The organism is Pseudoalteromonas sp. NZS11 (assembly GCF_015864765.1).
GTDB classification, from domain to species: domain Bacteria; phylum Pseudomonadota; class Gammaproteobacteria; order Enterobacterales; family Alteromonadaceae; genus Pseudoalteromonas; species Pseudoalteromonas arctica.
The window spans coordinates 17190-37212 of sequence record NZ_JADYWP010000006.1 but is presented as its reverse complement, the minus strand read 5'-3'; the positions used below and the strand labels follow the sequence as shown (position 1 = coordinate 37212).

Annotated in this window: 16 protein-coding genes and 1 pseudogene; 4 read left to right on the top strand and 13 right to left on the bottom strand. The window is 39.5% G+C overall.

Annotation, left to right across the window (positions count from 1 at the left end):
* Positions 1-773 precede the first annotated feature (773 nt).
* Positions 774-2045: an ergothioneine biosynthesis protein EgtB gene (gene egtB / locus I6E82_RS13620; RefSeq protein ID WP_197118106.1), complete on the top strand. Its 1272-nt coding sequence runs from the start codon at positions 774-776 to the stop codon at positions 2043-2045.
* Complete coding sequence (egtD, locus tag I6E82_RS13615; RefSeq protein WP_197118105.1) at positions 2042-3016, top strand: L-histidine N(alpha)-methyltransferase; 975 nt, start codon at positions 2042-2044, stop codon at positions 3014-3016. The genes egtB and egtD overlap by 4 nt, the downstream gene beginning before the upstream one ends.
* Before the next feature lie 279 nt (positions 3017-3295).
* Here the strand turns inward: egtD and I6E82_RS13610 are convergent, their stop codons facing one another.
* The 6 genes and pseudogenes from I6E82_RS13610 to pxpB form a co-directional block, all read right to left on the bottom strand.
* Positions 3296-4183 (bottom strand): PhzF family phenazine biosynthesis protein, encoded by an 888-nt coding sequence (locus I6E82_RS13610; RefSeq protein ID WP_197110849.1) that lies wholly within the window; start codon positions 4181-4183, stop codon positions 3296-3298.
* Complete coding sequence (gene asnB, locus I6E82_RS13605; RefSeq protein WP_010552851.1) at positions 4167-5840, bottom strand: asparagine synthase B; 1674 nt, start codon at positions 5838-5840, stop codon at positions 4167-4169. Before asnB ends, I6E82_RS13610 begins: the two co-directional genes overlap by 17 nt.
* Before the next feature lie 153 nt (positions 5841-5993).
* Positions 5994-6662, bottom strand: a complete 669-nt coding sequence (gene pcp, locus I6E82_RS13600) for a pyroglutamyl-peptidase I (protein ID WP_197118104.1) — start codon at positions 6660-6662, stop codon at positions 5994-5996.
* Positions 6655-6762, bottom strand: a pseudogene (locus tag I6E82_RS19940) (5-oxoproline transporter, DUF979 family subunit); the annotation flags it as partial. The gene pcp and the pseudogene I6E82_RS19940, both read right to left, overlap by 8 nt.
* Positions 6763-6784: 22 nt before the next feature.
* Positions 6785-7711 carry a biotin-dependent carboxyltransferase family protein gene (locus I6E82_RS13590; protein ID WP_197118103.1) on the bottom strand — a complete coding sequence of 309 codons (927 nt, stop codon included), beginning with the start codon at positions 7709-7711 and terminating at the stop codon, positions 6785-6787.
* A complete protein-coding gene (gene pxpB, locus I6E82_RS13585) occupies positions 7704-8369 on the bottom strand; it encodes a 5-oxoprolinase subunit PxpB (RefSeq protein WP_197118102.1) in 666 nt (221 codons plus the stop codon). The genes I6E82_RS13590 and pxpB overlap by 8 nt, the downstream gene beginning before the upstream one ends.
* 256 nt (positions 8370-8625) lie before the next feature.
* Here pxpB and msrA point away from each other — a divergent pair, with 256 nt between their 5' ends.
* Complete coding sequence (msrA, locus tag I6E82_RS13580) at positions 8626-9915, top strand: peptide-methionine (S)-S-oxide reductase MsrA (RefSeq protein WP_197118101.1); 1290 nt, start codon at positions 8626-8628, stop codon at positions 9913-9915.
* 134 nt (positions 9916-10049) lie between these two features.
* Positions 10050-10826, top strand: a complete 777-nt coding sequence (locus I6E82_RS13575; protein ID WP_197118100.1) for an amino acid ABC transporter substrate-binding protein — start codon at positions 10050-10052, stop codon at positions 10824-10826.
* 1038 nt (positions 10827-11864) lie between these two features.
* On the opposite strand, the gene I6E82_RS13570 is transcribed toward I6E82_RS13575, so the two are convergent.
* From I6E82_RS13570 to I6E82_RS13540, 7 genes are all read right to left on the bottom strand, one after another.
* Positions 11865-12746, bottom strand: coding sequence for a LysR family transcriptional regulator (locus tag I6E82_RS13570; RefSeq protein WP_024590165.1), 882 nt, complete (start codon positions 12744-12746; stop codon positions 11865-11867).
* 344 nt (positions 12747-13090) lie between these two features.
* On the bottom strand, positions 13091-13747 hold the full coding sequence (locus tag I6E82_RS13565; protein ID WP_007580251.1) for a CoA transferase subunit B: 657 nt from the start codon (positions 13745-13747) through the stop codon (positions 13091-13093).
* 14 nt (positions 13748-13761) lie between these two features.
* Positions 13762-14460, bottom strand: a complete 699-nt coding sequence (locus I6E82_RS13560; RefSeq protein ID WP_007580250.1) for a CoA transferase subunit A — start codon at positions 14458-14460, stop codon at positions 13762-13764.
* A 262-nt stretch (positions 14461-14722) separates the two neighbouring features.
* Positions 14723-15619, bottom strand: coding sequence for a hydroxymethylglutaryl-CoA lyase (locus tag I6E82_RS13555; RefSeq protein WP_197118099.1), 897 nt, complete (start codon positions 15617-15619; stop codon positions 14723-14725).
* On the bottom strand, positions 15619-17622 hold the full coding sequence (locus I6E82_RS13550) for an acetyl/propionyl/methylcrotonyl-CoA carboxylase subunit alpha (protein WP_197118098.1): 2004 nt from the start codon (positions 17620-17622) through the stop codon (positions 15619-15621). The genes I6E82_RS13555 and I6E82_RS13550 overlap by 1 nt, the downstream gene beginning before the upstream one ends.
* Positions 17623-17630: 8 nt before the next feature.
* Complete coding sequence (locus I6E82_RS13545; protein WP_197118097.1) at positions 17631-18401, bottom strand: enoyl-CoA hydratase/isomerase family protein; 771 nt, start codon at positions 18399-18401, stop codon at positions 17631-17633.
* Between the two features lie 12 nt (positions 18402-18413).
* Positions 18414-20021 (bottom strand): carboxyl transferase domain-containing protein, encoded by a 1608-nt coding sequence (locus tag I6E82_RS13540; protein WP_197118096.1) that lies wholly within the window; start codon positions 20019-20021, stop codon positions 18414-18416.
* Positions 20022-20023: the final 2 nt, after the last annotated feature.

The following is a 20023-nucleotide window of genomic DNA, read 5'->3' as shown; positions in this document are numbered from 1 at the left end:
GAGTGATCATACAGCTAGTAGTGTATGAGTTAAATATTAAATGTAAATGAATTTGTATTTAAAACGCTGTTTATATAGCCAAATTAATGATTCTTTTATTTAAAAAGCCCTAAAATTATAAATTCAGTGAACGTTAAAATTTAGTTTGCTATTAAAAGTATTAATTTACTTAGTTAAGTAAAAAAAGATCACTTTTAAGCAACTTAATTAATGCTTAAATACTAGGGCTTGTTGATCTTTTAGGATTAAAATTTGTTCAATTTAGGAGCTGTTTAATCGATCCTAGGTTTGTAACCTAACGGTTCGATAACTGCTCCTGCGTTATTCTGCATGCTTACATACACGTGAGAATAATTAAAAGCTGAGCAGCAAAGAGCAAATTTCCCTTTAGGGCTAGTATAAATTTATAAGCTGATAAGCATCTTTAATCAAGTTGTAATATGAATATGATTTAACACAACATTAGGGCATGTTGAATTTTGGCGATTGAATTTACAGTAGTATGTTTGGTTTTTAGGCAAGGCAGAGCCTATGTAGTGTGGTCATTCCCCATAAATAGGCGATAACGCAGCATAAATACCAAACATACACTGCCCTTTGGGTTCTTTCTAGGGACGATTAACTCTTTGTTACTCGGTTTTTACTTAGCCCACTAGGTTACAAACCTCGTGCCGCGATTTAATCGCCCCTAAATTGAACAAATTTCAATCCAAAAAGCTCAGCATGCCCTAAGCTATATTTTATAAATAGATAGGCAAAGGATTAATACTATTATGCGTGAATGCGCTTTAAACAATACCAATCAAAACGAACTTGTTAAACGCTTTTGCAGCGTTAGAGACGAAAGCCTGGCTATTATCGAGGTACTCACTGTAGAAGATTGCCAATTACAAGCTATGGCAGATACCAGCCCAAGCAAATGGCATTTAGCGCACACCACGTGGTTTTTTGAAACGTTTTTACTTAGTGTTTACTGTAAACAGTACACTGTGTTTAACTCTCACTACCGAATGCTTTTTAATTCTTACTACAATGGGATTGGAGAGCAATTTAAACGGGCAAACCGAGGTAGTTTATCTAGACCTAGTTTAGATGAAGTTTTAGCTTATAGAGAGCATGTAGATAGCTGTGTGGTTGAATTACTTAAAACTGAAGTTAGTCCACAAATTAAAGATATTATTGAACTTGGGTTACACCACGAGCAACAGCATCAAGAACTAATGCTTATGGACATCAAATATAACTTTTCAGTAAATCCGTTATTTCCGCAATATAAAACATCGCCTTTAAACAGCCAAAACAAATCAGCAGATATTAAGCCTCTCAATTTTATAAATTTTGAGCAAGGTATTATTAATATAGGTACAAATGCCGACGATGAATTTGCATATGATAACGAGCGCCCCAAACACCAAGTATTAATTCATCCATTCAGTTTTGCTAATAGATTGGTCACTAATGGGGAGTATTTAGACTTTATAAATGCAGGTGGATACAGCAATCCACAGTATTGGTTAAGTGACGGTTGGGCAAATATACAAAACAACGCTCTAACGCAACCATTATATTGGCATTGTATAGATAACGAGTGGTTTGAGTTTACACACTATGGATTAGAGCCTCTCAATTTAAATGCCCCGATCTGTCATGTTAGTTATTTTGAGGCCAGTGCCTATGCTAATTTTGTAAAGGCTCGCTTGCCTACAGAGTTCGAATGGGAATATGCAGCTAAAAATACACCTTCAACAGAGATTAATAATCACTACCTAACACCACAGCAAGCAAAAGGTGATGCTGAAATAAATCAGTTAACTGATTCGTGTTGGCAATGGACGAACAGTGCATATTTACCATACCCCGGTTTTAAGCCTATTGAAGGAATAGCAGGGGAATACAATGGTAAATTTATGAATAACCAAATGGTGTTACGTGGTGGGTGTGTGTTTACCCCTCAAAACCATTTACGACAAACATACCGTAATTTTTATTACCCGCATCAAGCGTGGATGTGCAGCGGGATAAGACTAGCTAAGGATATAGTATGAGCCAAGTAACAGCGATTAAGCAAAGCAACATAACCGACACTGAATTTCTAAACGACGTGATAAGCGGATTAACTCAACAACAAAAAACGCTTCCGTGTAAATATTTTTATGATGATAAAGGCGCTGCATTATTTGAGCAAATAACAGCCTTACAAGAGTATTATGTTACACGTACTGAGCTTTCTATATTAGAGCAACACTCAAAGTCGATTGCTCAAATGCTACCTGAAAACCTCTCTATTATAGAGCCCGGCTGTGGCTCGGGTAAAAAGGTAGCCTATTTATTAGCGCATATGGCAAACGTTAAAACCTTTGTACCGTTTGAAATATCTGAGGAGATGCTCAGTTATTCACTTGCACATTTGTCACCATTATTTCCAGATTTGGCAATTTCGCCATTATTAGGAGACTTTACACATAGCCAAATGGTCAAACAGCTAACCAAAGACACCGCTTTAGACAGTCAAACTAATTTGGTGTACTTTCCGGGCTCTACTCTTGGTAATTTTGCCCCAGTTAAAGCCATAGAAATTATGAATAATTTCCATCGTTTATGCGGTGTAAACGGTTATGTACTAATTGGCATTGATTTAGTAAAAGAGCGCCAAGTGTTACTTGATGCATATAACGATAAAGCGGGAGTTACCGCTGCTTTTAATAAAAATTTACTACAACGTATTAATAACGAGTTAAATGGCACATTTAACTTAGACAATTTCAGCCACGAGTCACGCTTTAACGAGCAACATAGCCGTATCGAAATGCATTTAGTAAGTAATCGTACTCAAAGCGTGATTATAAATGATCAGCAAATAGACTTTATAGAAGGCGAAAGTATCCATACAGAAAACTCTCACAAGTACACGCTCGAGTCGTTTAAGCAGCTTGCAGCGCAAGCTAATTTAAAGTTAGAGCAAACATGGCAAGACGATAGTAACTATTTTGCTCTGTGTTTATTAAGGCCGCTTTAAACGTTACTTAAGTTTAGGGCGTGTTGATCTTTGATAGTTGAATTTGCAGCAATATGTTTGGTTTTTAGGCAAGGCAGAGCCTATGAAGTGTGGTTATTCCACATAAATAGGCGATAACGCAGCATAAATGCCAAACATGTGCTGCCCTTCGGGTTCTGCCTAGGGGCGATAAACTCTTTGTTGCTCGATTTTTACTTAGCCCACTAGGTTACAAACCTCGCGCCGCGATTTAATCGCCCCTAGATTGAACAAATTTCAATTCGCAAAGATCAACACGCCCTAGTAAATGACAACTTGGGCATTGTTAAACTCATAGTTTAGCAATGCGCCATTATTTGATTGCTGTACAAGCATAGCTTTATTTAAACCGTATAGTCTAAATAGCAGGGGGGCAATAACAGATACCGCAGAGCCTGTAGCACTGTCTTCATTTACACCAAACTGGGGTGCAAAGTATCTAAAATGCGCTATGGCATTTTTTTTGTCTTTATTTTTTATACTAAGGGCGATTACTGCATTTTTGTGGAGTGCACACAAAGCTTTAAAATCAACGTGTACGCTTTTTAAATCGTCTTTTTCAACTGCTTTATCGAATTCTTTACTAAATTCTTTATTAAATTCTTTACTAAATAATACAACCGTATAACCGTTTTTGTCGCCGGTACTGTAGGCTGCTTTTATTGCTGATGAAAACACACTTTTTAACTCACCTATAGCTAACTCGCTTTTTTTAGGCTCTATGCTTTTTAGTAACAGCTGAGCGCGTTGTTTTTTTACTCTTATAGTAAAGCGCTCATTACTCATTGAAGTAAATACTTCAGGGCAATAACCCAAATGGTCTATTAAAAAATTAGCGGCTGCTAAAGTACCATGTCCACAGCGTTTAATTTCACTCGTTTGATTAAACCAGCGAATTTTACAATGGCGTTTAGTTATCTCATTTTGATTTAAAAATACGGTAGCAGGGTAAGTTGATTGTGATGCAATATATTGCATTGTTTTTGAAGTTAACCCATTTTTATAAATAACAATTAAAGCACTTGAGCCTTTTAAGTTATGTGCAGGGCTATAAAAAACAGATTCGGTGGAAGTGAACTCTATAAAGCGAAGCGTAAGCCATTTAGGCTTACGCTTCGCTAAACAAAGAGTATTAACCTTTGCTTGCATATGCGTCGTTATGAACGCCTGCAGCACGACCTGATGGATCAGCATTGTTTTGGAACGATGCGTCCCATGCAAGTGCTTCAGGAGTCGAACACGCTACCGATTTACCATGCGGTACACATTTAGCTGATGCATCACCAGGGAAATGCGATTCAAAAATAGTACGGTAGTAGTAAGCTTCTTTTGAATCTGGCGTATTAATAGGGTATTTAAACTTTGCATTTGCAAGCTCTTGATCGCTTACTTGCTCGTTTACAAACTCTTTTAACGTATCAATCCAGCTGTAACCAACACCATCTGAAAACTGCTCTTTTTGGCGCCATAGCACTTCATCAGGTAAGTAACCTTCAAAACCTTCACGTAAAATGTGTTTTTCAATTTTTCCATCTTTACACATTTTAGCTTCAGGGTTGATACGCATAGCAACATCAACAAATTCTTTATCAAGAAACGGTACACGTGCTTCTACGCCCCATGCCGCCATTGATTTATTAGCACGTAAACAGTCAAACATATGCAGTTTTGATACTTTACGGTTTAGCTCTTCATGAAACTCTTGTGCGTTAGGGGCTTTATGGAAGTATAAGTAACCACCAAATAGCTCATCAGCACCTTCGCCAGATAACACCATTTTAATGCCCATCGCTTTAATTTGGCGAGCCATTAAGTACATAGGTGTAGAGGCACGAATCGTTGTTACATCGTACGTTTCAATGTGGTAAATCACTTCACGCAGTGCATCAATACCTTCTTGAATCGTAAAAATAATAGGGTGGTGAATAGTACCAATCATGTCAGCTACTTTTTGTGCAGCCGCTAAATCAGGTGAGCCTTCAAGACCTACTGAAAAAGAATGCAGCTTAGGCCACCATGCGTCGCTTTCGTCGTTATCTTCAATACGTTTTGCAGCAAAGCGCTGGGTAATAGCAGAGATAACCGATGAATCTAAACCACCAGAAAGTAATACACCGTAAGGCACGTCACACATTAGCTGGCGTTTAACGGCCGCTTCTAATGCATCTTTAACGTCTTGCGCTTCTGCGCTGTTATCTTTAACTGCATCAAATGTTTCCCAATCACGTTTGTAATAAGGCGTCATTTTGCCATCTTTACTGTACAGGTAATGCCCTGGTGGAAATTCTTCAATATGCTTACAAATTGGAGAAAGTGCTTTTAGCTCAGAAGCAACGTAAAAGTTACCGTGCTCGTCGTGACCGGTGTAAAGCGGGATAATACCAATATGGTCACGGCCAATTAAGTAAGCGTCATTTTCTTCATCGTATAAACAAAATGCAAAAATGCCATTTAGATCATCTAAAAAGTCAGGCCCTTTTTGTTTATACAGCGCTAAAATAACTTCACAGTCTGATTGAGTTTGAAAAGTAAAATCAACGTCTAACTCTGCTGCAAGTTCTTTATGATTATAAATCTCGCCATTAACCGCTAAAATATTTGTTTTTTCAGGATTGTATAAAGGCTGTGCACCGCTTGATACACCAACAATAGCTAAACGCTCATGCACTAAAATAGCTTTTTCAGATGCATATACACCAGACCAATCTGGGCCACGGTGTCTAAGCAGCTTTGACATTTCAATTGCTTGGGTACGCAATTGAGTGGGATCAGATTTAATATCTAATACCCCAAAAATTGAACACATAGTAACTCCTCATTCCTATTATGTGTGCAGCAGAGCCAATTTGCTGTGCTGCGAAACCTTGTTTTATCAGAAAAAATTACTCAAGTCACATAGCTTTTACAATTAATTAAGAATAATTTATGCACCAAGCTAGATGTAATTGCACCAAAGTGGTTAATGCGTGGTTCCTGCTGCTATTTTTACGTCGCTATTATTGTTCAAAGCTTGTGCAATCATAACTCTCAGGGCATTAATAACGGTTTCTTCGCTCATGCTTGGTGCGCCATTGTGGTGCACAGCTTGGCTTGGTAAATAAGGAATATGCACAAAGCCACCTTTCATTACAGCGCAGTGATCATTTATGTAATGCATAAGACCATACATAACGTGATTACACAGATACGTACCTGCCGTATTCGAAATGGCAGCAGGTATATTGCTGTTGTGCAATGCTTGTAACATGCGCTTTATTGGTAAGTTTGTGAAATAGGCATCAGGGCCATTTTTTTCTATTGGTGTATCGATAGGCTGCTTACCTGCATTGTCTTTAATGCGTGCATCGTCAACGTTTATTGCAATACGCTCAATTGATATTTCGCTGCGCCCACCAGCTTGGCCTATACATAAAACAACCGCCGGATTGTGCGACTCAATGGCGTTTATAAGCTGACTGATAGACGTATTAAATTCACAGGCAAGTTCTAGTGTGCATATTTTGTGTTTCATGATGATAGTTTCATCAAGCTTTTGCACTGCTTGCCAAGAAGGATTGATAGCTTCGCCACCAAAAGGAGCAAAGCCAGTTATTAATACACACGGCATAGTAGAAGTTGATTTAGTCATTAAACACCAAGCTATACATTAAAATAATATTAACGGCGAGTAAGGAAACGGCCGTCGGAATTTGAACCTTTATTACATGGTACCTATTTTTTAAATCTAGGGCGTGTTGATTCTAGAATATTTTATAGGTTATTTTTAAGTGCAAGGCTCAATTGATGTAGGTGCCCGTCAAGTTTCTGCTTCGCCTTTGCTGCTTCTTCAAACGTTACATATTTAAATTCAACAGTATCTAAAGGTCTAAATTGTGCAAATTGATGTAAGTCGGCTTCAATTACAGTCCCTAAAAGAGGGTAGCCCCCGGTTGTTTGACCATCGTTAAGTAGCACAATAGGCTCACCATTCGGTGGCAGTTGAATACTCCCAGGACTCACCCCTAGTGATGGCAAAGAGTGCGAATGTGCCAAATTATTTTTATGCTCAAGCCTTACGCCCATTCGGTTGCTGTTACTACTAACTTTAAATGCGGTAGATACAAAGTTGTTAAGTAAAGGCTCGCCTAATAAATTAGCATGAGGACTTGGGTGCAGTCGTATAAGCTTGCGCTGGGCGGGGGCAATTGCGCCTACTTTTATAAACTCTCCATAATAAGGAGTAATAGGTATTTCATCACCAGTGGCGAGAGCTCTACCTTCAATACCACCAAAACATGCGTTTAAATCTGTAGATTTAGAGCCCATAACATCAGTATTTTGTATACCGCCTTTCACTGCTAAATAAGCTCTTAAGCCGGCTCTACCAGTAGCAAAGCTCAGTACTTGTTTGTTTTTTACTGCGTATGTCCAACCAGGGTAAATTGCTTGTCCATCAAGGGTTGCTTGCAAATCTGCACCATGAAGCGCAATTACTGTGTCGCAGGTGAATTCCAGCTCGCACAAACCAACGGTTATTTCTAAAACGGCATCATTGTCGTTATTGTTAAGTAATCTATTAGCAATTATTTGTGCAAATGGGTCTAAGCTACCCGCTTTGCTTACACCTAAATGGCGGTAGCCTTCACGGCCAAAATCTTGAATTGTAAGTAATACACCACTTTTAAGTACTTTAATCATGAGTTGCTCCTTTATTAACTAGCGGAACAAATTCAAGCGTATCGCCTGGTTGAATTAAACAAGGTTGCTCCGAGGTCGAATCAAACAAAGCAGTATCTGTATGACCTATTATGTGCCAACCACCAGGGGTATCTGCGGGGTAAATTCCGGTTTGTTCAGCACCTATCGCAACAGAGCCTTTAGGAACTTTAATGCGTGGCTCATCACGCCTTGGTGTATGTAATTGCTGATTTAAGCCATGTAGGTAGGCAAAACCGGGCTGAAAGCCTAAAAATAAAACGTGGTATTTGGTTTTACTATGAATATTAATAACCTCATCAGCGCTTAAATTATGATAACGAGCCACGTAATTAATATCCTCACCCTTGTATATGGTTTCGATTAAGTGATGCTGCCCCTTAAAAGTACTCGTTTTAATATCATTCCACAGCGAAGGTAGCACTTGTAACCACTTATTTAAGTGTTTGTCTGATTTTAAATAAAGAGTGAGCGAGTTCATGGCTGGCACCAAATCGGTAAATTCATCAGTGCTTTTACAGTGGCTGGTTAAAGCCCAAATTTTCTTTTGAATAGAGAGTCTATCTGTAGCGTCTAAATGCGATGCATCAAGTAGTAAACTACTGTTTGTTAATGCATAAATATGGGGAGCTGGCTTCATTAAATAAACCTATTTGTACAACATAATTTAAACGTAACACAGTTTTATTAATTTATTTACACCATTGCGACTAAGTGGTTATGTTTAGTGTTTATTTACCCAGCTTACTTTAAGAGTGTTTTTATATTCAATTAATCGTATTTAACTTATTGAGGACTAAAACTTAATACATTTCGTACTAAATAAGTAATTAGGTTGAAATGAAAATTAAGATAAGGAGGTCTTAATTAGCACGCACTTGTTTATGAGGTACTTTATGAAACACCAGCATTTATTATATTTATCAGGCGCTGCTATTATATTTAGCGCAGGCAGCTTTGCTTTATCTATGGAAAAGGTAGAACACAGTAATGTAGAAGCCACCATGCATGTAGAAACCATCGTACTGGGGTCTGGTTGTTTTTGGGGAGCCGAAAAACGCTACGAAGCGCTTAATGGCATTATTGATGCTGAGTCGGGTTATGCTGACGGTAATGGGTTTAAAGCAACGTACAGAAATATCACCGATCAGTCTCGTCGTTTTGACGAGAATAATTATGCTGAGGTTGTACAGGTTATGTATAACAGCAATATAATTTCAGCAGAAGATCTCTTAAAAAATTATTTTGAAAGTCACGATCCTACGCAAAAAAATCGCCAAGGTAACGACATCGGTACGCAATATCGTTCAATCGTATTAACGACTACTGATGCACAAGCTAAAGTAGCTGAGCAAGTTAAATCGCAATATCAGCAGCTTTTAACTGATGCGAGCTACGGCGAAATCGAAACGGTTATTAAACCGCTTACAGGTTTTGTATCGGCAGAAGAATATCACCAAAATTATCTAGAAAAGAACCCTAATGGCTATTGCCCCGATCATTCTACAGGCGTAGTTTTTAATAAAACACCCGTAGAAAAAGCAGACAACAGTGCTCTACTCGCAGGTAAGCAAATAGTGGTACTTGATTCTCGTGATTACTGCCCGTACTGTGAAAAATTTAAAAAAGCAGTCGCAAATGATTACAAAGGCACAATACCTATGACATTTCGCCATGCTGACCAACTTAATGATTTAACTATTAAGTCAGCCACGTGGGCAACGCCGACTATTTTATTTTTAGAAAATGGCGTTGAGGTATATGGCCGTCAAGGCTATGCAACACCTGAAGAGTTTTATAAAGCATTAGGCGCTTTTAAATTAGGTAACAGTGATGCTTATAAAGTTGCATTCGATGCACGAACAGATAGACCTTATTGTAAAGAGTACAAAGAGTTTAAAAATACACCTGATGGTACTTTTGTTGATAAATTAAGTGGAGAGCCACTATTTGATACAAGCGATAGGTTTAACTCCGGTACTGGTTGGTTGTCGTTTAAGCACCCAGTAAAAAGTAGTGTAACGCAGCATGACGATAGCAGCTGGGGAATAACACGTATTGAGCTACGTTCTAAAAGTACAGGTATTCATCTTGGTCATTTATTCCCAGGAGAAGGCCCTAGAGGCACAGACCGCTACTGTATAAACGCAACAGTACTCGATTTTGTACCAAGAGATAAAAGCTAAACCTTTTACTTTGTAAAGCCTGATTTTAATCAGGCTTTTTTTTGCATAAAATAAAATAGATTTATCATATTCTTTGCAAATTTGTTAAAATTAAAGCGTTGAGCTACACATCAATAATATTACTTAGGTTGTAAATGAATCAATTTATAAAAATAACAACGCAGTTAATGTATTTGCCTTTAGCTTTATTAATTTTTATTACCGATGCTAAGTCGGCAACGCACTATGTCGTCGGTGTAGAGAATATAGAGTATCTACCTTACTTTGATGGTAGTGGAACAAATGGTGCAGATTATTATGGCTTCAGTGAAGAGTTGCTCACTTTATTTGCACAGCAGCACGATTTTGAATTTGAGTTTTACACGCTGCCAATTAATCGTCTTTATAAAGAATTTATTGATCACCATCATGTTGATTTTAAATACCCAGATAATCCACAATGGAAACCAAGTTATAAAGCTTCCTTTGGTAATTTAAATGAAATTATTTATTCGCAGCCAACCGTTGTGACTAAAACGGGTATTGCGAGTTTAAATAAAAATATCACTATTGATGAATGCGTTAGTTTTGCAACGGTGAGAGGGTTTACGTCTCAAAGCTTTAAACCTTTAATGAATAACGAAAACGTTGAGCTAATTGAAACCGCTAATGTAATGGAATTAATAGAGATGCTTTTGAAAGAGCGAGTGGAGTGTATTTACATATCTAACGATGTATTAAACTATAATATTGTTAAATATTTCAAATTAACCCGACCCGTTTATTTTCAAAACGAATTGCCGACAGATTTACAAGCCTTTTTATTATCGTCGATTGACTACCCTGAAGTAGTTAAGCAATTTGATACATTTTTGCTTTCACATAAAGTGCAAATAAGTAAATTAAAAAAAGAGTATCAAATAAAAAATTAACTAAAAAAGCCCCGTAAGTTATAACTTACGGGGCTTTTTAAAAGGTATTAACCTGTATATAACTATATTATGTATGTGCTTAATAATAAAAACAGTCCAAGCCAAGTCACCACCTAACTTGAACTGCTTTTCACACTGACAACATCTTCACACACAATATAAAGATTCTGTTTACTACGCTTACGTAGCCTTGTAATGCATATCATGTGGTTTGAGCCAAGAATAAAAACAGTCCAAGCCAAGTCACCACCTAACTTGAACTGCTTTTCACACTGACAACATCTTCACACACAATATAAAGATTCTGTTTGCTACGCTTTAGTAGCCTGGTAATGCATATCATGTGATTGAGCCAAGAATAAAAACAGTTCAAGCCAAGTCACCACCTAACTTGAACCGCTTTTCACACTGACAACATCTTCACACACAATATAAAGATTCGGTTTGCTACGCTTTAGTAGCTTTGTAATGCATATCATGTGGTTGAGCCAAGAATAAAAACAGTTCAAGCCAAGTCACCACCTAACTTGAACCGCTTTTTCACACTGACAACATCTTACACACACAATATAAGATTCTTTTCACTGCTAAGTTTGAGTTACTAAAACTCAAAAGGTTGCATTTATTGCTCTTAAAAAACAAATTAACTAAGTTGTTTTGAGCTGATGAAGTAACTTTAATATTTAACTTTATTTTCGACAAACGATAAAAATGAAACCAATGAGTGAAAAAAATTAAACTATAGACTTTAGTCTAATGCTCGGCGTTAAGTTTATGTATTTAAATAAAAAATATTATTCAAATTTGCAGGGAGTTATACCAATCTTCTTATATATGGGGTCTATTTAACGTTAAGAAAATTACGCTAGAACTAGGCAAAAATTTTTGTATCTAGTTGTTCTAAATAAAAAATTTTTAACGACGTAATAGTGCAATTTAATTCGTTAAATTGATCAAAGATTTATGCAGGTTGGTATTAGACGAGTTCAGTAATAAAACACAGAGTGGGTTGTATTACTGAACTCGTCTAATAGGGGATTATTCTTGGATTTTTCTAAACGTATTTACAACCCACTTCGCAAATAAATCAAGCGGGTGATTAGGCGTGCTTGATTCGTGCTGCACTAAATAGTATTTATCTTTAGTTGTTAAAGGCTGCTCGAATAATTTGTACAGCCATTGCTCATCTAACCAGCTTTGACTAATAGGCAGTGGAATAAGCGCAATGCCCATGCCTTGCTGCGCTGCACGCGCTACACCAAACATGCTATCTATTTGAATAATCTGCGAAGGAGAAAAGTCATCAATACCCGCTTTTTCGGCCCACTGGTGCCATGCCCAAGGGCGAGCTTTGTGGAGGATGAGGGGAACTTGGTTAAGCGCTTGACGATGATCGTCCCTCCATTGATCGAGCAATTTTTTATTACATGCAGGAATATATTCAAGGTTAAACAACTCTGTTGCTAATCCTTCAGTAGGTTTACCTGAGGACAATACAATAGATAAATCGCTATGACGCGTTAACTCTTTGCGTGTTTTAAGCGTGTCCATTTGCAGGTTTATATTAGGGTGCTCTGACGTCCACTCACTTAATTTAGGCATGAGTAGCTCGCTGGCAAAAAACTCAGGCAACGTAATTGTCAAATTTGTATTTTGCTGCATCTGACTAAACTCGTTAATGGTGCCCTCTAACATTGTGATGATAGGAGACACAGCATCAAAAAAGTTTTTACCCGCTGTGGTTAAGCTAATTGAACGCGTTTTACGTTGAAAAAGTTCAATACCAAGTTGTTCTTCAAGTTGTTTTATTTGATGGCTTACCGCAGACGGCGTTAAGTACAGCTCATTAGCTGCATGCTTAAAACTTAGGCTTCTTGCGGCAAAGCAAAAAGAGCGAAGGCCACGAATAGGAGTTTGCATGTTTTCCAGAATTATTTAATTTATTGAGACGCCTTACTTAGGCAAAATTTGAACCAACTATTTAATATATAAATATCAGTAGGTTAAAAATAAATTTAACGCTAGTTCACAAAAAGGGTGCAGGCTATCCACAAAATAGTGCAAAGAATCTAAGCGCTTACATTTAATTTATATTTGTATTATAGATAAAATTTACTACAGATGTATGAATGACGGTAAAAATAATGGCAAAAGATAAAAAAAATCCCTCGTGAGAGGGATTTTGGGTAACTCAGCGCCATTGGCACTGGGAATGAGGTCGGTACAGGGTAAAGCGTTATTTTAAGTTAACTTATTAAAAGTTACTAAAAAACCATTTCTGGTACTTCACCGTCAACAAGTAATTTACCTGCTGTTTTACTAATGATTTCATCAACAGTTACGCCCGGAGCGCGTTCTAATAAATGAAATGCGCCGTCTTTAACTTCTAGTACGGCTAAATCTGTCACTATTTTTTTAACGCAATTAACGCCAGTAAGCGGTAAAGAGCAGGCTTCTAATAGTTTAGAGTCACCATGCTTACTTGCATGGGTCATAGTAACAATAATGTTTTTCGCGCCAGCGACTAAATCCATCGCGCCACCCATGCCTTTAATCAGCTTTTTAGGTATCATCCACGATGCGATGTTGCCGTTCTGGTCAACTTCAAATGCACCCAGAACAGTTAAGTCTACATGACCACCCCGTATCATGGCAAAACTATCTGCACTATTAAATATGGCTGCACCTTTAGCTGCTGTCACGGTTTCTTTACCCGCGTTAATCATATCGGCATCTAGCTCTGCTTTAGTCGGGTACGGGCCCATGCCTAAAAGGCCATTTTCGGACTGTAACATAACTTCAATATCATCCGGTACATAGTTTGCGACGAGTGTCGGAATTCCTATGCCCAAATTTACGTAGTAACCGTCTTGAAGTTCTTGTGCAACGCGCATTGCAACTTGTTCACGTGATAATGCCATAATTATGCTCCTGCTTAATCTCGTGTTGTTACACGTTCAATGCGTTTTTCAAAGTTGCCTTTAATAACGCGATTTACAAAAATACCCGGGGTATGAATTTGGCTTGGTTCAAGCTCGCCCGGCTCTACAATTTCTTCTACTTCGGCAACGGTAATTTTACCAGCCGTTGCTGCCATTGGATTAAAGTTCATGGCGGTGTGTCTAAACACTAAATTACCGTATCGATCGGCTTTCCATGCTTTTACTATGGCAAATTCACCTGTTATAGACTCTTCTAAAATATACGGGCGACCATTAAATTCTTTTACGTCTTTACCCTCAGCCACAGGAGTACCGTAACCGGTAGCTGTGTAAAACGCAGGTATACCGGCGCCACCAGCACGCATTTTTTCAGCAAGTGTACCTTGAGGTGTAAGCTCTACGTCAATTTCACCACTTAATAACTGCTGCTCGAATAGGGCGTTTTCGCCAACGTACGAGGCAATTACTTTTTTAATTTGCTTGTCTTGTAATAAAATACCTAAACCAAAGTCATCAACACCACAGTTATTAGATACCACGGTTAAGTTTTTTGTTTGCATGTGCTTAATTTGTTTAATTAAGCCCTCAGGAATACCACATAAACCAAAACCACCGGCAATAATGGTATCGCCGTCTTTTAATCCTTCCATTGCAGCTTCGTAGCTATAAACTACCTTATCAAAACCGGCCATGAGTCTCTCCTCATTGTGTGCTATTTATTGTTAACTATCTTGAATCATCATTTTATGAGATAGCTATTTAACCTGAACTCTGGTTAAGAGATTTACTAACATATTGAATTAGCGTGATATTTAAATTTATTTTCTCTAGCCAGAGATTTTCAGTGAAAATAAGGCGAATTTACGCGTCAATAGCTGGCCTATTGCAAGTAAATTCAACGCAGTTAGCGCTGAAAATAGCTGCTCGAGATAGATTTATTATCCAGAGCTCAGGTTATTTAGTGTGTAGTGCCACAGATACTTTGCTCACAGGTTGCTTACCAAGTGCTTTGGTTATCTCCCATCCAGCGTCACTTAACCTTTGTAAATCAATTCCGTGTTCAATGCCAAGCCCTTGCAGCAAGTAAACTACATCTTCGGTGGCAACATTTCCTGACGCACCCTTAGCATAAGGACAGCCACCAAGGCCTGCAACTGCTGCGTCAACCGTTGCTATACCTAGGCTCAAGGCTGCGTAAATATTTGTAAGCGCTTGGCCGTATGTATCATGAAAATGCACGGCAAGTTTGGTTTTATCAATGTGCGTTAAAAGTAACTCGATTAATTGCGTTACTTCTTTAGCGGTGCCAACACCTATGGTATCGCCAAGGCTTACTTCGTAACATCCTAAATCTATTAGCTTTTGCGATACACTTAGTACTGCTTGTGGGTCAATTTCACCCTCATAAGGGCAACCTAGCACACAGCTTACATAACCACGTACGCGGATATTATTCGCTTTAGCAAACGCCATTACTTCGCTAAAGCGTTCAATACTTTGCTCTATTGAGCAGTTTATGTTTTTTTGACAAAACGACTCACTCGCAGCGGTAAATATAGCAAACTCTTTAATGCCAACAGCATGCGCTGCTTGTGCACCTTTTAAGTTAGGTGTAAGGGCACTTAAATTTACATCGGGTAAATTAAGGGCTGATATCACATCAGCTGAGTCTGCCATTTGCGGCACCCATTTAGGGGAGACAAACGCGCCAGCTTCAATATCTTTTAAGCCAGCAGCACTTAGGGCGTTAATAAGCGCTACTTTATCAGCTGTGCTTACTGTTTTTTCGTTTTGTAGGCCGTCTCGCGCACCAACTTCAACAATACGTACTTTATTTGCAAAGGCACTCATTATGCACCTTCCTCAGTCGTATCTTCTACTATAGCAAGCAGAGCGCCATGCGTTACTAATTCGCCTTCACCAAAACAGTAGCTTTTTAAAATGCCATTATGCGGTGCGTTAAGCGTGTATTCCATTTTCATGGCTTCGATAATAACAACCGCATCGCCTTTGATAATTGTGCTACCAATTTCGATTAAGTGCTTAACTACCGTGCCATTAAGCGGCGCGGCAAGTGGCAGTGCTTCGCTTTCGTGCGAACTAATATAATGTTTATCAACTAGTTCAAGCTTAGTTTGCAGTGCTTTATTCATAACAGTGACAATATTGCCAACAGTATTATTACCTACCGTAGTTACGTGCGCGCTATGTTTTTTGCCGTTAATAAATACACTGCACAGATTATTATTTAATGTGCCTTGTAGGTTAAATACGTGCTCGTTATGCGTAATACTATAGCCCGCTGACGTTTTTATAGCGCTTAGCTGTAAATCGGCAAAAGGGATCTTAATTGCTTGCGGAGCATTGAGTGTAAAACCGCTTAGTTGTTGCCACGGGCTTGCACTGTTTGGCGCATTTTGGGTGTTAGTTAACGATTCTAAATATGCAAAAGCACCAATAAGTTGGCTTGCTTGTAATAACGATTTATCAACCGCAACTAACGAGTCGCCTTGCTCTGCAATAAAGTGTGTACTTGGCGCACCTTGTTTAAACGTAGGGTGGCTTGCTAAGTTATGTAAAAAGCCAATGTTAGTGCTAAAACCCGCTAAATGAAATTGATCAAGGGCGTGTTGTAAACGGCTCAAGGCTTGTTCGCGATTGTCGTCGTGCACAATAAGTTTTGCAATCATCGGATCGTAAAATGGGCTAATTTCGTCGCCTTGTGCAATGCCTGTATCAATGCGCACAAATTCGCTGTTAAGGGGTGTGTGTAGTGCTTCAATAGTGCCCGAACACGGGATAAAGTCGTTGGCTGGATCTTCTGCGTATATTCGCGCTTCAAAGCTATGACCCTGCAATTGAATATCACTTTGTGTCAGTGGCAATGTTTGCCCACCCGCAATATTAATTTGCCAATTGACTAAATCTACACCGGTTACCATTTCGGTCACTGGGTGTTCTACTTGAAGGCGCGTATTCATTTCCATAAAGAAAAATTCATCGCCACACAGTAAAAACTCAACCGTACCTGCGCCTCTATAATTTATAGCCAGTGCACAACGTACAGCTGCTTCGCCCATTTCTTTACGTAGTGCGTCAGATAAACCCGGAGCAGGGGCTTCTTCAATTACTTTTTGATGACGGCGTTGCAAAGAACAATCACGATCGCCTAAATAAACACAGTTGCCATGGTTATCTGCAAATACTTGCACTTCAACATGGCGAGGCTGGTTTACGTAACGCTCAAGCAATACTAAATCGTTACCAAAACCGGCAATGGCTTCACGTTGCGCACCTTGTAATGCGCTCATAAAGTCTTGTGCTTTTTCAACCACACGCATGCCTTTACCGCCGCCGCCAAAGGCGGCTTTAATTAGTACAGGGTAGCCAATTTTTTCAGCTTCACTTTGTAAAAAAGCAGGATCTTGTTTATCACCATAATAACCAGGTACTAATGGCACATTAGCAGCTGCCATTATTTCTTTAGCGCGGGTTTTAGATCCCATTGCTTCAATGCTACTTGCTGGTGGTCCTACAAAAGCAATGTTGTTAGCTTCGCAGGCTTTAGCAAATTCGCTGTTTTCAGATAAAAAACCATACCCCGGGTGAATACAATCAGCGCCGCAGTCTTTGGCAACTTGCAAAATTTTGTCTGCTACTAAATACGAATCTTTACTTGGCGCAGCACCAATATGGTAAGCCTCGTCGGCCATTTTTACGTGCCGGGCATGTTTGTCTGCATCAGAATAAACCGCGACCGTGGTTAAGCCCATTTGTTTTGCGCTGCGCATTACTCGGCACGCAATTTCTCCACGATTGGCAATCAGTATTTTTTGTAATCGTTGTGTGTTCATAATCAATCCTACAGTTGCCAAGCGGGTGGGCGTTTATCAAAAAAAGCAGTTAGCCCTTCTTGGCCTTCCTCAGATACGCGAATTTTTGCAATACGCTCTGCGGTAAGCTCAATGAGTTTATCGGTTATTGGTTTATTTGCTACATCGTTAATTAATGCTTTTGCTGCTTTTACTGCAACAGGTCCGTTATCAATCAGTGTTTGCAGCATATTATCGACCGCACAGTCTAAATTACCGGTTACTTGATGAATTAAACCAAGTTGTTTAGCAGTATGGGCATCAAACACTTCAGCCGTTAAAAAGTACCTACGAGCAGCACGTTCACCAATCGCTTTAATGACGTATGGGCTAATAACAGCGGGAATGAGGCCCAACTTTACTTCGCTTAAACAAAATTGTGCATCGTCTTTACTAAGGGCTATGTCGCAACAGGCAATTAAGCCCAGTGCACCACCAAAAGCAGCACCTTGCACAGCGCAAATTGTTGGATGCGGCGAGCTTGCCAATACCTGCATTAATTTAGCTAATTGCATTGAATCAGCTAGGTTATCGGCGTAGTTGTTATCCGCCATCGATTTCATCCAGGCTAAATCGGCACCGGCTGAAAAATGCTTGCCCTCAGTTTTTAAAACTAAAGCACGAATATCAAGCGTATTTGCATGCTCTATACACTGAATCAGCTCGTGTATTACTTCGCTATTAAATGCGTTTCTTTTTTCTGGGCGGCTTAACACAAGTACAGCCACATTAGATTTTGTTATTTGTAGTGTTACTGACATTTTGCGCTCCGTTTACATTCTAAATACGCCAAATTTCGAATCACATTTTGGTGCGTTGTTTGCAGCCGTTAACGCGAGCCCTAATACATTACGCGTATCGGCAGGGTCTATAATGCCGTCGTCCCACAAGCGTGCGCTTGCGTAATACGGATGACCTTGCTCTTCGTACTGATCAATAATTGGCTTTTTAAAGTCACTAATTTCTTGCTCGCTCATGCTTTGGCCTTTGCGTGCTAAACCATCTTGTTTAACTTGCGCCATTACACCCGCTGCTTGCTCGCCGCCCATAACCGAAATACGGGCATTAGGCCACATCCACATCATGGTTGGTTCAAATGCACGGCCACACATTCCGTAGTTACCTGCGCCGTAAGAGCCGCCAATAAGTACTGTAAATTTAGGCACATCAGCACACGAAACCGCCATCACCATTTTAGCGCCGTGCTTTGCAATGCCTTCGGCTTCGTATTTTTTACCCACCATAAAGCCGGTAATATTTTGTAAAAACACTAAAGGAATATTGCGCTGAGCACACAGCTGAATAAAGTGCGCGCCTTTTTGCGCCGACTCACTAAATAAAATACCGTTATTAGCCACTATGCCAACGGGGTTGCCATAAATGCTGGCAAAACCTGTGACTAACGTTTCACCAAAGTAGCGTTTAAATTCATCAAATGATGAGTCATCTACAGTGCGCGCTATTACTTCGCGTACATCAAATGGCTTTTTAAGGTCGGTGCCCACAATGCCGTAAAGCTCGTTAATGTCGTAACGTGGTGGCTTTACATCCTCTAGAAGAGGGGCTGTAGGGCGTGTGTAATTAATGCGCTCAATACATTGGCGCGCAATAGACAGCGCATGGGCATCGTTTTCAGCGTAGTGATCGGCAACACCCGAAATTTTACAGTGCACATCGGCGCCGCCTAGTTCTTCGGCGGTTACTTCTTCGCCTGTTGCTGCTTTTACAAGGGGCGGACCTGCTAAAAATATAGTGCCTTGCTCTTTTACAATAATGCTTTCATCGGCCATTGCAGGTACGTACGCACCACCAGCGGTACATAAACCCATTACTACAGCAATTTGTGGAATGCCTTTGCCCGACATACGGGCTTGATTGTAAAAAATACGACCAAAATGCAGCTTATCCGGAAATACATCGTCTTGCTCAGGCAAGTTAGCACCGCCCGAATCGACCAAATAAATACACGGTAAGTGGCAACGCTCTGCAATGTCTTGTGCACGTAAATGCTTTTTAACAGTTAGCGGAAAGTAAGTACCGCCTTTAACCGTGGCATCGTTTGCAATAATCATGCATTCAATGCCTTTAACACGGCCAATGCCGGCTACAACACCTGCGCACGGTATAGCTTGTTCGTACACACCAAATGCCGCAAATTGCGAAATTTCTAAAAAAGGTGAGCCTTCGTCAATTAACGTACTTATACGGTCGCGTACAAATAATTTACCACGGCCTTCGTGGCGCTCTTTTAACGCAGCGCCTCCGCCTTGGCTAATAGTGGCTACTTTACTGCGTAAATCATCCACCAGCGCCGACATATTTTTATGGTTTTGCACAAACGTTGAATCGTGAGGATTAACGCTCGATTTTAAAATCGTCATGG

What these genes read in the sequence shown, in the direction of transcription:
- I6E82_RS13545 (WP_197118097.1), bottom strand. Translation starts at nt 18,401, where the DNA reads ATGTCAGTAACACTACAAATAACAAAATCTAATGTGGCTGTACTTGTG.
- I6E82_RS13540 (WP_197118096.1), bottom strand. Translation starts at nt 20,021, where the DNA reads ATGACGATTTTAAAATCGAGCGTTAATCCTCACGATTCAACGTTTGTG.
- I6E82_RS13550 (WP_197118098.1), bottom strand. Translation starts at nt 17,622, where the DNA reads ATGAACACACAACGATTACAAAAAATACTGATTGCCAATCGTGGAGAA.
- egtB (WP_197118106.1), top strand. Translation starts at nt 774, where the DNA reads ATGCGTGAATGCGCTTTAAACAATACCAATCAAAACGAACTTGTTAAA.
- I6E82_RS13565 (WP_007580251.1), bottom strand. Translation starts at nt 13,747, where the DNA reads ATGGCATTATCACGTGAACAAGTTGCAATGCGCGTTGCACAAGAACTT.
- pcp (WP_197118104.1), bottom strand. Translation starts at nt 6,662, where the DNA reads ATGACTAAATCAACTTCTACTATGCCGTGTGTATTAATAACTGGCTTT.
- pxpB (WP_197118102.1), bottom strand. Translation starts at nt 8,369, where the DNA reads ATGAAGCCAGCTCCCCATATTTATGCATTAACAAACAGTAGTTTACTA.
- I6E82_RS13560 (WP_007580250.1), bottom strand. Translation starts at nt 14,460, where the DNA reads ATGGCCGGTTTTGATAAGGTAGTTTATAGCTACGAAGCTGCAATGGAA.
- I6E82_RS13570 (WP_024590165.1), bottom strand. Translation starts at nt 12,746, where the DNA reads ATGCAAACTCCTATTCGTGGCCTTCGCTCTTTTTGCTTTGCCGCAAGA.
- asnB (WP_010552851.1), bottom strand. Translation starts at nt 5,840, where the DNA reads ATGTGTTCAATTTTTGGGGTATTAGATATTAAATCTGATCCCACTCAA.
- I6E82_RS13575 (WP_197118100.1), top strand. Translation starts at nt 10,050, where the DNA reads ATGAATCAATTTATAAAAATAACAACGCAGTTAATGTATTTGCCTTTA.
- egtD (WP_197118105.1), top strand. Translation starts at nt 2,042, where the DNA reads ATGAGCCAAGTAACAGCGATTAAGCAAAGCAACATAACCGACACTGAA.
- I6E82_RS13610 (WP_197110849.1), bottom strand. Translation starts at nt 4,183, where the DNA reads ATGCAAGCAAAGGTTAATACTCTTTGTTTAGCGAAGCGTAAGCCTAAA.
- I6E82_RS13555 (WP_197118099.1), bottom strand. Translation starts at nt 15,619, where the DNA reads ATGAGTGCCTTTGCAAATAAAGTACGTATTGTTGAAGTTGGTGCGCGA.
- msrA (WP_197118101.1), top strand. Translation starts at nt 8,626, where the DNA reads ATGAAACACCAGCATTTATTATATTTATCAGGCGCTGCTATTATATTT.
- I6E82_RS13590 (WP_197118103.1), bottom strand. Translation starts at nt 7,711, where the DNA reads ATGATTAAAGTACTTAAAAGTGGTGTATTACTTACAATTCAAGATTTT.